Below are 13,443 nucleotides of genomic sequence, written 5' to 3'. Positions count from 1 at the left end.
CCCGGCGCCGCTCAGCTGCCCGCCCGGTGCCGTTCAGCTGTCCGTGCGCCGCCGTTCCAGCGTCTTGGTGACGTTCACGAAGCCGTGCTGGGCGGCGACCAATTCGCCGTCCCGTACGACCTGGTAGGTCACCGTCCCGTTGACGATGCGCGGGAAGTCCTGGACGGCAAGCATGTCGTCCTCGCGCCAGCGCAGCTTCGGGGTCAGCCCGCCGGTGTCGACGGCGCGGTCACCGCGGTCCAGCGCCGTCTGCAGGGAGTGCGGGGTGATGTCCTCGACGCCCTGGTCATCGAGCTGCTCGATCAGCGAACGCAGCACGGTGTAGGCGATCCAGGTCGTCTGGACGCCCTGGTCGGCGGGGTCGATGCGGTTGTCGTTGAATGCGAAGTCGTTGATGACCCTGCGCATCGGCGCCCAGCGTGCATCGCCGGCGGCCGGATACCAGCCGGTGATGTCCGCGCCTTCCAGCGGCCCGGATCTGCCGCCCGTACGGTTCACCAGCGACTGGCCGACGCTGCCGAGCACGGAGGCGACCCGCACCTTGGGGCTGTCCTCCTGCAGCCGCCGGAACGAGTCGAAGAACGTATCGGTGTGATCGCCGAGCGAGGCGCTCACACAGGCCCCGTCCGCTTTGCCGCCGGCTTTCGACGTGCCGAAGACGGCCGGGTCGGCGCCCACCCCGTCCAGGGCGCGGTTCACCGCGGACGAGTAGTCGGTGGCGTCGTCAGGCGCCTTGATGTCCTTTGCCGGGTGCCGACTGCCGCTCTCCAGGCCGGAGTTGAGCAGGGACGGCATCTGGTCACCCTGGATGGTGTCCGGGCGGACCAGGGCGACGCGGTTGCAGTCACGCGCCAACTGGCGGCCGTTCCCGGCGAGCAGGGAGGCCTGCCCGCCGTTGACGGGGTAGGACAGCGGGCTCTCGAACTCCTCGACCGAGGCGCCGTAGCCACCGATGAAGGGGATGCCCTTGACCTCCAGCGGCGACATGAACGAGCGGCCGAACTGGCTGTAGGAGCCGACGACGGCGACCGCGCCCCGGTCCACCGCGCGCTGGGCGCACTGTGCGGCGGACACCGAGTCGTTGTGCTCGTTGCAGGTCAGCACCCGCAGGTGGTGGCCCCGGATGCCGCCCCGGGAATTGACCCAGCGGGCATAGGCCTGCGCCATGGCCGGCATACCCGGCATATTGGTCGCCTTGGTGCCCTCCGGCGCCCAGGTCATCACCGTGACCGGGTCTTTCTCCCCGTCCCCCGAGGCCCCGGGGAGGGAGCCGCAGCCCGAGAGCAGTGACGCGATGACCGCCGTACATGCCACCGCCGAACCGACCGCGGGAGCATGAGGGAAAGGGCGGGGGGAGAAGCGTCGCCGTCCGGTCATGACACCGCAGCCTTCCGTCCTGCCAGGAACGGGCGAGTGACGATGATGCAACGGATGGTGACGCGAAGGTGAATTCCGGGGGGCCGCTTGAGATCATCCGTGCAGAACGTACGATCCAATACTGTGCAAGGTTCGGAGAAGTCTTCCCGTCGCGGGCGCCGCTCGACCACCATGGGCGGTATGCCACTCAACGACATGCCGTGGTGGCGCTGGCGCAGCAATGTGCGCTCCGCGCTGCACATGCTCTCCGACCCCGCCTTCCAGCAGGAGACCTGGCTGGGCGGCCGTCCCGGGTACGGAGATGTCACCGACGCCGTCTACCGGCTCGTCGAGGACACCTGGCTGGACAACTGGTCCGCCGAGAAGTACATCGGCACCATCTTCCGGGATGCCCAGGAGGCTCAGCTCGTCGATGTCGCCGTCCTGCGTGTGCTGCGGATCATGCACCAGGTCGGTGCGGACGCCCCGGTCGCCGCGTACATGGCGCACGAGGGCTGGCCGGAGGCCGTACGGGCGGCCCGTGAGGCCCATGTGCAGCTGTCCGCCGCGGACGGCGAGGATCCCGATGCCGCGCCGCGCTCGCTGGAGGTGCTGGCCATCATGACCGGTGGACCGGACTCCCCGGCCTGACCTGCTCCGCAGGTGTGCGACCCTATGAGGTCATGAGCGAGTCGCAGCCCACCACCCAGCCCGGTCAGCACGATCGGAACGATCAGTACGTCCTCACCCTGTCCTGCCCGGACAAGCAGGGGATCGTGCACGCCGTGTCCAGCTACCTCTTCATCACCGGCTGCAACATCGAGGACAGCCAGCAGTTCGGCGATCACGACACCGGGCTGTTCTTCATGCGGGTCCACTTCAGCGCGGACGCCTCGGTGAGCGTCGACAAGCTGCGGGCCAGCTTTGCGGCGGTGGGCGACTCCTTCGGCATGGACTGGCAGATCCACCGGGCCGACGAGAAGATGCGGATCATCCTGATGGTGTCCAAGTTCGGGCACTGCCTCAACGACCTGCTGTTCCGCTCCCGGATCGGCGCGCTGCCGGTGGAGATCGCGGCCGTGGTCTCCAACCACACGGACTTCGCCGAGCTGGTCGGCTCGTACGACATCCCGTTCCACCACATTCCGGTCACCCGCGACACCAAGGCCCAGGCCGAGGCGCAGCTGCTGGAGCTGGTGGCGGAGGAGAACGTCGAGCTGGTCGTCCTCGCCCGCTATATGCAGGTGCTCTCCGACGATCTGTGCAAGGCACTGTCCGGCCGGATCATCAACATCCACCACTCCTTCCTCCCGAGCTTCAAGGGCGCCAAGCCGTACCACCAGGCGCACGCCCGCGGGGTGAAGCTCATCGGTGCCACCGCGCACTATGTGACCGCCGACCTCGACGAGGGCCCGATCATCGAGCAGGAGGTCGAGCGCGTCGGCCATGAGGTCACGCCGGACCAGCTCGTGGCGATCGGCCGGGACGTGGAGTGCCAGGCCCTGGCGCGGGCCGTGAAGTGGCACAGCGAGCGCCGGGTGCTGCTGAACGGAAGCCGGACGGTCGTCTTCGCCTGACCACGCCTTCCCACCACCCGGGGAATACCCTCCACCTTCGTCCTGCCGGGAATACCGTCCCGCCGGGAATGCCCTCCCTCCCCCCGTCCCGCCGGGAATGCCCTCCACCCCCGTCCCGTTGTGGCCCGAGGGGGCGTTCGGACCCCCTACGGGACCTGTTCGACGGCCCCCTCGGGAATGCCACCGACAGGGGCCGTCACATACAGGGGGATGTCACCTACAGGCGGGACAGCGACGCGGTCGCGAAGAGCACATCGCGGATCGCGTCGCGTTCGCCGTCCTGACCGGCGGCGGCCTCCTCGGGGGAGATATGGCCGGCGGCCAGCTGGCAGAACTCGGCGCTGTCCAGGGCGATATGCGCGACGGTGCGGTCCGGGGTGCCCAGGGCGGCCGGTGAGTCCAGCGCTATGTACCAATGGCCACCGCCGTTGCCCTCGACCTCCAGATGGAGCGTGCGGCCTGGGGCGCCCGCCTCGACCAGCCGCTGCGGCGGCGCGGCGAGCCCGGCCCGGCGGCGGTCGGCCAGCGCACTGGGCAGCAGCCGGGCGGCGAGGTCGACCATCTGGTGGAGGTGCCCGGCGGCCGGGGGAACGTACGGGTAGTCCACCGCCTCCGCGATATCGCCGGCGTGCACCCAGCACTCGAAGGCGCGGTCCAGGAACGCGTCGCGCAGCGCGAGCCGGAAGTCGCCGTACGGGACGGCGAGTTCGGCGACCTTGCCGCCGGCGAACGACACCTGTCGCGTCAGTGCGTAGCTCTGGTCGCGCCACGGTGCGTGGACGGCGAGCGGGTGGTGCTTCTCGTCCGCCGCGCGCCAGAACGTTTCCGTACGGATGAGGGGGTCCGGGGTGCCGGGCGGGGCGGCGGTGCCGAGCGGGTCGGTCAGCCCGAGCGCCGTCGCGACCAGGCCGTCCACCGCCATCAGATGCCCCATGACACCGGCGACGGTGGTCTCCCGCTGGACCGGGCGCTCGCCCTCGAACCAGCGCAGCCGCACCGGAGCACGCCACTCCGCCTCGCCCATGTCATGCAGCAGCGCATCCAGTTTGGCGGTCTCCGCGTCGTACGGTGCCGCCCAGTCGGGCACCGGGATACGGGCCGGCCGCCCGCCCAGGCAGCCCTCCAGGACGCGGGAGCGCAGCAGCGGATCGAGGTCGAGGCTGTCGGCGGGATGCAGCAGCCCGACGGCATCGCGCAGCCGCAGCGCCTCGTCCGCACAGGAGGCGCAGTCGGTCAGATGCGCCTCGACGGCGGCCGTCTCCTCGGCGGAGCAGGCCGCCAGCGCCCAGGCGCCGAGCAGCGACTTGAGGACCCGGTGCGGTGGGGCCGGGTCCAGGTCGGGGACGGGCAGGGGCGTGGTGGGCGGCTCGGACCCGGGACCGGTGTCCGGAAGGGTGCCGACGGTGTCGGCCACCGGGTCGTGGACGGGCACCGGCGGGGTGTCCGGAAGGGGGCCGTGGTCCTCGGCTGCGGAGCGCGGGGAGGGTATCCGCGGCCGCTCACCGGGGCTGCCGGGCAGCTCGCGGCCGTCCCACTCGTCCGGGCCGTTCACAGGGACCGTCCATGGCCCGGACCGGGCGGTGCGGAGGTCCCCGGGCCGGTGTGCTGGGTGTGCGGCGGGAGCGGGCCGCGGGGAGCATACGGCGCAGTGGGGGACGGGCGCGGGGCGCGTGAGGCGTACGAGGCGCGGTGGCCGGGTGGCAGGGCCTGGTGGTGATGGGCGGTGGAGAGCAGCTGGAGGCCCAGGCGGAGCCGGCGCCGGGCCTCGTCCTCCGTGACGCCGAGGTCGGCGGCGGTCTGGCGGTAGTCCCGGCGCTGGAAGTAGGCCAGCTCCAGTGCGGCCCGCAGGGGAGCGGGCATGGACGTGACGATGTAGTCGGCGCGGGCGGCGGTGGAGGCGTCGCGGATCTTCTGCTCTATCTCGGCGGGCGCCGGGGCACCGTCGCCGCAGTCGCGCGCCGAGGCCGCCTCGGTCTGGCGCAGCCGCTGGACGGCCTGGTGGCGGGTGACGCCGGCGATCCAGGAACGCAGCGGGCCCTGCTTGGGGTCGTAGGAATCCGGGTGTTCCCAGATGTAGGCGAACACCTCGCGGGTGAGGCGGTCGGCGGCGTCCTCGTCGTCCAGGACACGGTGGGCGAGGCTGTGCACGAGCGAGGCGAAGCGGTCGTAGAGCTCGCCCAGCGCAGCCGCCTCGCCGTGGGCGAGCCGCTGTTGCATCCGCCTGTCCCAGCGCGGTGGCGCGTCGTGTCCCATCGGAACCCCATCCTGCCCGTCGCCTCCGGGCTCACTCCTCAGCCGTCACTCCTGCACACGCGCTCACGCCCGGAGCTGTGCGCACGATCACAGAACCCACCGTGCCCTCGAATGTAGTGCGCGGGTCTGACAACGCACGCTCCTTTGCGGCAAACCGAGCCCCGAGGGGGACGGGGATGGTAAAGACCTCACGAGGGATGGTCTCGCTTTGTGGCGATACTGCCCGATCGAAGCCGATCGATGCCGATCGTTCGTGTCCGTATACGGTGAGGTGTTATCCGTGTGTGACCGGATGTCGGCGAAACGGTGCGGCCGCTGGGGCATAGCCTTAGGCGGACTGCCTGTTGCGCCAAGGATTCGGAAGAGTTTCAGGGGAGAGAGGCCGGGCAGTCGAGGCGGGGAAGGATGAGTTCCGGAAGCAACCCGGGCCCGTCCGGTCCGAAAGCGAGCGAAAGGCTTCGAGCGCGTGTCGTTGAAGGTGGCAGAGGACGAAAAGGGCCCATGGGCCGTACTCCAGGTGTCCGGGGAGATGGACCTGGTCACCTCGCCTGCGGTGCGCCAGCATGTGCACGATGCGGTGGCGGACGGCCGGAGATCGCTCGTACTCGACCTCTCCGAGGTGCGGTTCTGCGATTCCAGCGGAGTCGGTGTACTGATCGCCGCCCGCCGTCTGATGCGCTCCTGTCAGGGGCGGCTGCGGCTGATCCTCCCCGCGCAGGGCGCCGTGGACGGCTCGCACGTCAACCGTGTGCTGGCCGCGCTGGGAGTCCGCCGGCTGTTCGAGGTCTACCCGGACCTGCGCACCGCCGTCGACGAGGCCGCCGCACCGCTCTCCGCCTGAACACCTCCGGGGAGCACCCTTCTGTCGGGGGCACCCCTCTGCCGGGGAGCACCTCGTCTGCCGGGGAGCACCCCTTCCGCCCCCGTACGCCCGGCTCTGCCTGATTCACCCTGCTCCGTACGGAAATTCCGCCCGTACGACGAAGCCGCCGTCGGAGGTGTGACGCGCCTCCAGCGTCCCGCCGAGGCTCTGGGCGCGCTCGCGCAGCCCCACCAGCCCGTGCCCGCCGCCGGGAAGCCCGGGAGCCGTCGCCGTCGCGTCCGGCGGCCCGTTTCGGATCTCCACCCGCAGCCCGTGCGCCGCGCGGCTCTCCTCACCCCGTCCGGCCCGCTCACCCGGTCCGGAACCCACGGCCCGTCTGGAGCCTTCGCCCCGTCCGGAGCCTTCACCCCGTCCGGAACCCACGGCCCGCCCGGAGCCTTCACTCCGTCCGGAACCTTCACCCCGCACCGCGTCCACCGGATCCACCCGTACCCGGACCTGCGCCCCGGGCGCGTGCTTACGGATATTGGTGAGCGCCTCCTGGACCGTACGGAAGGCCGCCCGCTCGACCGTCTTCGTGCCGCTCGCGCCCGCCGCCACACCGCCCTCGTACGTCACGTCCAGCGCACTCATCTCGATCAGCCGCGGCAACTCCTCCAAGTCCGGCTGCGGAGCCAGGCCGTGGGCCTCCGCCGCCTCGCCGCCGTCCGCCCGCAGCACCCCCACCATGTGCCGCAGCTCCTCCAGCGTCCGTACGGACAGCTCCCGGATCGTCCTCGCGCCCGCGCGCGCCTCCGCGTCCTCCGTACTGACCTGCACCGCCCCCGCCTGCAGGCTGATCAGGCTGACCTGATGGGCCACCACGTCATGCATCTCACGGGCCAGCCGGGCGCGTTCGGTGGTTTTGACCCGGTCTGCGAGCAGCCGGTCCTCACGCCGCAGGCTGCGGGTCAGATCCTCGACGCGGGAGGCGAGTTCCTGGCGGGTGCGCATCAGCAGGCCCAGGGCGATCGGCGCGGCCGAGGTGACGCAGGCGTCGATCAGCACCTGGGTGTTCTCGCGGTAGACGGTGAGCTCGAAGTCGGATATCGGGTACGGGAAGAAGTGCGCCGCGATCAGCAGTGCCGCACAGATCCCGAGCCGCGCCCGGCCGGCCCGACGGACGGCCAGGGTGTAGAGCCCGATCATCGGCGCGAACCAGATATAGCCGATGTAGAGCCCGGGGAGCGTGAAGAGGAAGACCAGCAGAGGGAGGCGCCGGCGCAGCAGCAGGGCCGCCGCGGCCAGCATCGAGACGCCGACCTCCAGGTCGAGTTCGAGGCCGTTGACCAGCATCGAGTCCGCGATCGCCAGCAGCACCGGGACCACCACCGGAGCGAGGGTGCGCAGCCGCCGCCCCAGTGCCCCCCGCGCCAGTACCTGCCCCTTCGCTTCCCCGCGGGCCACCACCGTCCCCGCGCGCGCCCGCAGGCGGCTCCGCCCGCCCCGGGCCCTCACCACGCCCCCCGGGGGGCGCCCGTCACCAGGCCGGCACGGTCGGCGACGATGGCCGCCTGGATGCGGTTGATCCCGCCCAATTTGCCCAGCAGGGCGCGTACATGGTCCTTGACCGTACTGGGGGCGAGCCCCATCCGGTCGGCTATCTGGGCGTTGCCGAGGCCCTCGCCGAGCAGGGCGAGCACCTCCGACTCCCGCGGGGTCAGCCCGCTGACCGCCCGCGCCGCCGACGCCTGGTCCTCGGCGGTCAGATAGCCCCCGATCACCGCACGGGTGACACCAGGGTCGAGCACGCTGCCGCCCTCCGCCAGCGTCCGTACAGCCCGTACGAGTTGCTCCGGATCGGAGTCCTTGAGCAGGAACCCGGCCGCGCCCTCGCGCAGCGCCGCCGTCAGATACTCCTGGGCGTCGAAGGTGGTCAGCATCGCCACCGCGGGCGGCTCCGGGGCGGCGCGCAGCCGGCGCAGTACGGTCAGCCCGTCCACGTCCGGCATGCGGATGTCCAGCAGCACAACGTCGGCCGCACAGCCCAGCACGGTGTCCACGGCCTCGGCGCCACCGCAGTCCGCGACCATCTCGATGTCCGGGGCGGTCCCCAGAATCATCCGCAGTCCCGATCTGACCAGCCGCTCGTCGTCCACCACAGCGACACGGATCACCGGCCGCCCCTTTCTCCTTCGCACCCACCCGAGCCCGCGGAACCGCCCGGCGCTGCGCGATTCCGTTCCCCCGCACCCGGGACCGCCCTCCGGCGGACCCGCACCCCCGCCGCTCGGCGGGGGTGAGCCCGCGACCTCTGGAGGATGCCGCGGGGAGGACCCCACGGGCAGAGTGGTTCTCATGCTGCACCACTGAAGAGGCCACGAGCCCAGGACGCGGTGCAGTTCACATCGGCGGCCGCCGCGACCCCCACACGCGACGGCCGCCTTTGGCGTGCGGGGGCGGTTCGGAGGGGGATCGCCCCCGCACCGCCAAGGGGCGACCTGTCGTCCCCTCAAAGTCGCTGGTCAGGCGGGGTATCGCCATCCCTCAGCCGCTCCCCCCGACTCTCCGCGACCCGTACCGCGTCCCGCAACGCGGCACTGAGCTGAGCCGACAAATACCGCAACTGCCGCGCGTCGGCCGCTGGATCGCCGATCAGATCCCGGGCATGCTCCAGCAGTCCGATCCCCATGCCGAGTTGCAGCGCCTCGACGTCGTCGGCGTACTGGGCGACGTAGCTGCCCTCCCGGTCCGTCAGGAGATAGCAGGGTTTGTCGTCGGGGGTGGTCCAGGGGAGGAGACGGGGGGTGGGTGGGGTGTCCATGGGGTGGCCTCCGGTGGTGCGGCGCAGCGGCTGCGGTGGCTGTCGTTCTTGACGACGCGGCAACGCTAGGCAGCAGGCCGCGGCCCGGACAGTGACGTGCTGTGCCACTTTCCACGGGTGCGGGGACGCCCTGTCCTACCCGTCGAGATCGAGGCGGTCGGCCAGTTCCGTGAGTGGTGAGGTGCGCCGCCGCTCGCGGTGGCGGAGGTCGGCCACCAGGCGACGGCTCGTGGAGTGGTAGCGCATCCATTCCGGGGCTGCGCGCTCGGCGGTGAGCAGCGCCTGTAGTGCGCCGTCGTCCTTCTGCAGGTCGGCGAAGGCCAGCGCGCGGTCCACGTGGAACCGCGCACGCCAGGTCGGTGGGAGCGCCCCCAGATCGGGCACGGTGCGCGAGGTACGCAGCGCCTCGGTGCTCTGCTCCATCTCCACCAGGAAGTTGACCTTGGCCACGCCCATGTTGGTCGGGCCGAACGGCGTCGCGTAATCGAGGCGGTCCGCGCCGATCCGCGCCGCCGCCGCGCCCGCCAGGCTGAGGAGGTCCCGTACCGCATCGTGCCGCTCCAGGCGGACCGCGGCCGTCGCCGCACGCAGCAGCAGGATTCCCCACAAGGCCAGTTCGGCCGGCGGGGAGCGGAACCCCGGTTCGATGCGTTCGGCGGCGTTCAGCGCGACGCGTTCGGCGTCGGCCAGCCGCCCCTGCTTGGTGAGGACCCAGGCGAGGCTGGAGAAGCCGACGGTCTGGAGGCGGGGATCGTCTCCCTTGGCCGCCGCCGCCATCGACCGTTCCAGGGCGGTGAACGCGGCGTCCTCCTTGCCCAGCGCCGCCAGCGTCGTCGCGGCGACCTGGTAGGCCTCGGCCAGGACCGAGTGCGCCGCGGCGGCCTCGGCCCCGCTGCCGGCGCGGGCCGCCCCCTTGGCGTCCCTGATCAACTGCGGCAGCAGCGCGCCGATTTCCCCCATCCGCCCGTCGCGGCGGATGCGCTCCGTCGAACGCAGCGAAGCCTGCAGTGCCGCGATGCCGGGCGGGTCCTCGGGGTCCGGATCTTCACCCAACAGGTCGGACACCGGCGAGATGGCCTGTCGCAGCGCCAGGACGGAGGGCTGCTCGCCCTCACTGCGCACCTCGAAGGTGGCGGGCTGCCCGACGAGCGCGGACGGCTCCACGTCCAGGGCTCTGGCCAGCGCATTGAGCGTCGTCAGCCGCGCCGTCCGGCGTACGCCCTGCTCCAGCTTGCGGACGATGTCGACGCACAGGCCGGCCCGTTCGGCGAGCCCCTCCTGCGTCAGTTTCCGCCGTGCGCGCAGCCGGGCAATACGCTCACCGATACCGGGTTCCTCGTGGAACAACTCCATGGCCACCCCCGCAAGAAGGACGTACTGGCCACGCTACGCCCGTGGGCGGTGGGGCAGGCACCCCATCAGCCTGCGTTGTCAGAGGGGCCACCGCCGCCCGCGAGCCGCTCCCCCCGACTCTCCGCGACCCGTACCGCATCCCGTAACGCGGCACTGAGCTGAGCCGACAAATACCGCAACTGCCGCGCGTCGGCCGCTGGATCACCGATCAGATCCCGGGCATGCTCCAGCAGCCCGATCCCCATGCCGAGTTGCAGCGCCTCGACGTCGTCGGCGTACCGGGCGACGTAACCGCCCTCCCGGTCTGTGAAGAGATAGCAGGGTTTGTCGTCGGGGGTGGTCCAGGGGAGGAGACGGGGGGTGGGCGGGGTGGTCATCGAGGGTGGCCTCCAGTGCGTGCGGCACGGCGGTTGTGCGGTTCTGTCCTGCACGACCCTTGCGCCGAACGCCGATTGAGCCCATCCCAACTCCCTATAGGGCCGCCCTATATTGGAGGCATGGGTGACTTTGATACGGACCTGTGGTCCCACCCGCGGCTTCTGGCGGCAGTCTCCGAAGGGGACTGGGGGGCAGTCTTTCGTACCTATCGGCGGCTCACCGGCGCCAGCCAGATGAAGCTGGGAGAGCTGGTCGGGCTGGTCCAGCCCGATGTCTCCGAGATCGAGCGGGGCCGTCGACGGGTCACGTCCGTGGAGGTGCGGCAGCGCATCGTCGCGGGGCTCGGAATCCCACCCGAGCGGGTTTCGGCAGTGGGCGCGGAGGCGCTGCCGGTCCCGGGGCTGGCGTTCGCCGGTACCGCCCCCGACGAGGACCTGCTGGCGCGCATCACCCACACCGTGGAGGGTGCGCACCGGGTCGACAGTGCGACGCTGGACTGGCTCGACCGTCTCCTGGCCGAACATCGCAGGGCCGAGGACTTCATCGGGTCCCGCCCGCTGGCCGAGGTGATGAGCCAGCAGCTCCGCACGGTCGTGAACCTTTACGCAGGCGCGCGCGGTCTCTTGGCCGAGCGGGTGGTCCGACTCGCGTCCGAGCACGCCCAGTTCCTTGCGTGGATGGCGCAGGACCAGGGCCAGTCGGCCGCCGCCCTGGCGTGGTACGACCGCTCCCACGAGTGGGCCCTGGAGGCCGGGGACGCCGACATGGCCGCAACGACCCTCAGCATGAAGGCGCATATGGCCTGGTCCGGAGGCCGCGGGCGGCGGTGCGTACGGCTCGCGGAGGCCGCCCGCTGGTCGGCGCCGGATACGTCACTGGGAGTGCAGGGCATGGCCGCGCAGATGGAGGCGCGCGGGCATGCGCTCAGCCACGCCCCGGACGACGCCCGTCGGCTGCTGGACGAGGCCCAGGACCTCATCGGCCGTGCCGCCGAGCGGCCCGAGGACGAACCGCCGTGGATGTACTTCTACGACGAGACCTGGTTCACGCTCCAGCGGGGCATGGCCGCCATGCATCTCGGCCACTGGCAGGAAGCCACGCACCACATCGCCTCGGGCCTCAGCGCGCTGCCGGCCGGTTACCGCCGGGACGGCGCTTGGTACCGCGCCTGTCTGGCCCATGCCCACGCGGCAGCGGGCGAGGCCGAACAGGCCCTGGCCGCAGCCGTGGCGAGTGCCCCCGACGCGTCGGAGATCGGGCGCCCCCATGCATGGAACGAGCTACACACCACGGCGGCCGTACTGCTGCGCAGAGGCGCTTCGGAGGGGCGTCGGCTCGCGGAGGTCCTCAGGACCCACGACTGACCGCAGCAGTGCGCCGTGGTGGCTCGGCCGACGGCGAGGACGACGGGGTGGCTGATGACGTGCACGTGCGCGTGGACGTCGCCGTCGACGACGGGACGGTGTGCGGGTTCGTTGCCGTCGGGGTCGAGGAGTGGCACCGCCGCCTGGTCATCCACCAGATCGCGGTGGCGTCCACGCACCGTGGGCGCGGTGTCGGCGCGGCGCTGATGCAGCGGGCCTGCGCGTACGGGAGCCGCCTGGGAGCACGTACGGCCTGGCTGGAGACAACCAATGTGAACGTTCCCGCCATCCGCGCATACCGGCGGATGGGGTTCAGCTTCTGTGGTCTCGACACCACCCTCTATCGGGGCACGCCGAGCGAGGGCGAGACCGCGCTGTTCATGAGCAAGGAGCTCGGAGCGGGCGGCTGAACCTCCTGGCGGCTCCCCACCCGTACGCGGAGGGGCAGCCCCCTACAGCCACCCCTCCCGCCCCACCGCCGCCGCCCGGACCCCCTCCGTGCGGATGCCGTCGTACGGGCCGAAGCCGCGGCCGGTGGCCAGGACGACGACCGAGGTCATGGCGGCCAGGCCGTAGGCCGTCGTCGCCATGGACAGGGCGCCCTCGGTGGTCTCGAAGGAGCGGTTGAAGAAGTCGGAGACGGTCAGCCACACCACCGTGCGTACGGTCATGTACAGCTCCAGTGCGGCGAACACCAGGAGGGCGCCCCGGATTTCCCGCCGTCCACGGAGGGCCAGCACCCCGAGGACCAGCAGGACGAGGACCGAGCCGACGGTGGTGAACTCGGCGGACGCGGCCAGATCGAGGGCGCCGAGCACCGAACCGTCGACCACGCCGCGCAGATAGCGGGCCGCGTCCACCCCATTGGCCGTCAGGTCGCGGAGGGCCCAGCCGAGTTCTGCCAGCGCCATGATCAGGAACAGCACCCCGCAGATCCGGGACAGGCGGCGCCACCGGTCGTCCGGGCCGGTCGTGCCGGACACGGGCGGGTGGCCGTCCTGCTCGCGCTCGGTGGCCGGGAACATCGAGAACAGCACGACCAGGGCCACCACCACGCCCAGACCGCGGGTGGCGAGCGCCCAGCTGCCCAGCGGGTCGTTGCTGTACTGGTGGCGGTAGGCGGCGTGGAGCAGGCCCACGCCCTCCCGCAGGGACAGGGCGAGCAGCACGAAACCGGACAGCAGTGCCGCGGAGCGTGCCACCCGCCGCTGGGCCAGGGTCATCCCGGCGATCACCAGGAACGCGATGGTGAAGGCCCATTCGTACGGGCCGAGAATCTGGGTCGGGGGGTAGGCGCCCGGGTTGAAGAGGCCCTCGACGAAGTCCCAGGTGCCGCCGTTCCCTTGGGTGATGCCGAAGATCGTCCAGGCGCTCAGCACACCGGCGTACAGCGTCAGACACAGCCCGGTCGCGAGATAGGCGCCGCTGTGCTCCGGAGCGGCCCGGCCCGGATCGGGACCCGGACGGGCGTCCACCGTTCCACCGTCCTGCATCACCATGACCGACCCCCGATCCGCCTCTCGTGGCCGCCGTACC

Annotated in this window: 13 protein-coding genes and 1 pseudogene; 5 read left to right on the top strand and 9 right to left on the bottom strand. The window is 71.5% G+C overall.

The window, feature by feature from the left end:
• Positions 1 to 33: 33 nt before the first annotated feature.
• The gene (locus AB0C46_RS29000; RefSeq protein WP_362831400.1) at positions 34 to 1,221 is read right to left on the bottom strand and encodes an ABC transporter substrate-binding protein; all 1,188 of its coding nucleotides are present in this window, start codon (positions 1,219 to 1,221) and stop codon (positions 34 to 36) included.
• A gap of 327 nt (positions 1,222 to 1,548) precedes the next feature.
• Between AB0C46_RS29000 and AB0C46_RS28995 the strand changes: the two genes are divergently transcribed.
• The gene (locus AB0C46_RS28995) at positions 1,549 to 2,007 is read left to right on the top strand and encodes a hypothetical protein (protein ID WP_362831421.1); all 459 of its coding nucleotides are present in this window, start codon (positions 1,549 to 1,551) and stop codon (positions 2,005 to 2,007) included.
• Between the two features lie 32 nt (positions 2,008 to 2,039).
• On the top strand, positions 2,040 to 2,933 hold the full coding sequence (purU, locus tag AB0C46_RS28990) for a formyltetrahydrofolate deformylase (protein WP_362831399.1): 894 nt from the start codon (positions 2,040 to 2,042) through the stop codon (positions 2,931 to 2,933).
• A gap of 217 nt (positions 2,934 to 3,150) precedes the next feature.
• Here the strand turns inward: purU and AB0C46_RS28985 are convergent, their stop codons facing one another.
• Together AB0C46_RS28985 and AB0C46_RS28980 are read right to left on the bottom strand one after the other, a co-directional pair.
• A complete protein-coding gene (locus tag AB0C46_RS28985; protein WP_362831398.1) occupies positions 3,151 to 4,485 on the bottom strand; it encodes a zf-HC2 domain-containing protein in 1,335 nt (444 codons plus the stop codon).
• A 164-nt stretch (positions 4,486 to 4,649) separates the two neighbouring features.
• Positions 4,650 to 5,186, bottom strand: a pseudogene (locus tag AB0C46_RS28980) (sigma-70 family RNA polymerase sigma factor); the annotation flags it as partial.
• 466 nt (positions 5,187 to 5,652) lie between these two features.
• On the opposite strand from AB0C46_RS28980, the gene AB0C46_RS28975 reads away from it, so the two are divergent.
• On the top strand, positions 5,653 to 6,027 hold the full coding sequence (locus AB0C46_RS28975) for an STAS domain-containing protein (protein ID WP_030087372.1): 375 nt from the start codon (positions 5,653 to 5,655) through the stop codon (positions 6,025 to 6,027).
• A gap of 105 nt (positions 6,028 to 6,132) precedes the next feature.
• On the opposite strand, the gene AB0C46_RS28970 is transcribed toward AB0C46_RS28975, so the two are convergent.
• From AB0C46_RS28970 to AB0C46_RS28950, 5 genes are all read right to left on the bottom strand, one after another.
• Positions 6,133 to 7,458, bottom strand: coding sequence for a histidine kinase (locus tag AB0C46_RS28970; protein ID WP_362831420.1), 1,326 nt, complete (start codon positions 7,456 to 7,458; stop codon positions 6,133 to 6,135).
• 44 nt (positions 7,459 to 7,502) lie between these two features.
• Positions 7,503 to 8,165 carry a response regulator transcription factor gene (locus tag AB0C46_RS28965; protein ID WP_362831396.1) on the bottom strand — a complete coding sequence of 221 codons (663 nt, stop codon included), beginning with the start codon at positions 8,163 to 8,165 and terminating at the stop codon, positions 7,503 to 7,505.
• Between the two features lie 335 nt (positions 8,166 to 8,500).
• Positions 8,501 to 8,812, bottom strand: a complete 312-nt coding sequence (locus AB0C46_RS28960) for a hypothetical protein (protein WP_362831395.1) — start codon at positions 8,810 to 8,812, stop codon at positions 8,501 to 8,503.
• 135 nt (positions 8,813 to 8,947) lie between these two features.
• The gene (locus tag AB0C46_RS28955) at positions 8,948 to 10,165 is read right to left on the bottom strand and encodes a helix-turn-helix transcriptional regulator (protein ID WP_362831394.1); all 1,218 of its coding nucleotides are present in this window, start codon (positions 10,163 to 10,165) and stop codon (positions 8,948 to 8,950) included.
• Positions 10,166 to 10,230: 65 nt separating this feature from the next.
• Entirely contained in the window at positions 10,231 to 10,542 is a 312-nt protein-coding gene (locus AB0C46_RS28950; RefSeq protein ID WP_362831393.1) for a hypothetical protein, read from the bottom strand.
• Between the two features lie 120 nt (positions 10,543 to 10,662).
• On the opposite strand from AB0C46_RS28950, the gene AB0C46_RS28945 reads away from it, so the two are divergent.
• Both AB0C46_RS28945 and AB0C46_RS28940 read left to right on the top strand, forming a co-directional pair.
• Positions 10,663 to 11,907, top strand: a complete 1,245-nt coding sequence (locus AB0C46_RS28945; RefSeq protein WP_362831392.1) for a helix-turn-helix domain-containing protein — start codon at positions 10,663 to 10,665, stop codon at positions 11,905 to 11,907.
• Positions 11,908 to 11,954: 47 nt separating this feature from the next.
• Positions 11,955 to 12,317, top strand: a complete 363-nt coding sequence (locus tag AB0C46_RS28940; RefSeq protein WP_362831390.1) for a GNAT family N-acetyltransferase — start codon at positions 11,955 to 11,957, stop codon at positions 12,315 to 12,317.
• 42 nt (positions 12,318 to 12,359) lie between these two features.
• Here AB0C46_RS28940 and AB0C46_RS28935 read toward each other — a convergent pair whose 3' ends face one another.
• The gene (locus AB0C46_RS28935) at positions 12,360 to 13,406 is read right to left on the bottom strand and encodes a hypothetical protein (protein ID WP_362831389.1); all 1,047 of its coding nucleotides are present in this window, start codon (positions 13,404 to 13,406) and stop codon (positions 12,360 to 12,362) included.
• Between the last annotated feature and the right edge of the window lie 37 nt (positions 13,407 to 13,443).

It is taken from the genome of Streptomyces sp. NPDC048637, from assembly GCF_040650675.1.
Taxonomy (GTDB): domain Bacteria; phylum Actinomycetota; class Actinomycetes; order Streptomycetales; family Streptomycetaceae; genus Streptomyces.
Note: the sequence above shows the minus strand (reverse complement) of the source record. Positions and strands in the feature narration are given on the sequence as shown.

Excerpts from the sequence above, each read along its gene's own strand:
- AB0C46_RS28935 (WP_362831389.1), bottom strand. The coding sequence starts at position 13,406 with ATGGTGATGCAGGACGGTGGAACGGTGGACGCCCGTCCGGGTCCCGAT.
- AB0C46_RS28955 (WP_362831394.1), bottom strand. The coding sequence starts at position 10,165 with ATGGAGTTGTTCCACGAGGAACCCGGTATCGGTGAGCGTATTGCCCGG.
- AB0C46_RS28995 (WP_362831421.1), top strand. The coding sequence starts at position 1,549 with ATGGGCGGTATGCCACTCAACGACATGCCGTGGTGGCGCTGGCGCAGC.
- AB0C46_RS29000 (WP_362831400.1), bottom strand. The coding sequence starts at position 1,221 with ATGACCTGGGCGCCGGAGGGCACCAAGGCGACCAATATGCCGGGTATG.
- AB0C46_RS28960 (WP_362831395.1), bottom strand. The coding sequence starts at position 8,812 with ATGGACACCCCACCCACCCCCCGTCTCCTCCCCTGGACCACCCCCGAC.
- AB0C46_RS28945 (WP_362831392.1), top strand. The coding sequence starts at position 10,663 with ATGGGTGACTTTGATACGGACCTGTGGTCCCACCCGCGGCTTCTGGCG.
- AB0C46_RS28950 (WP_362831393.1), bottom strand. The coding sequence starts at position 10,542 with ATGACCACCCCGCCCACCCCCCGTCTCCTCCCCTGGACCACCCCCGAC.
- purU (WP_362831399.1), top strand. The coding sequence starts at position 2,040 with ATGAGCGAGTCGCAGCCCACCACCCAGCCCGGTCAGCACGATCGGAAC.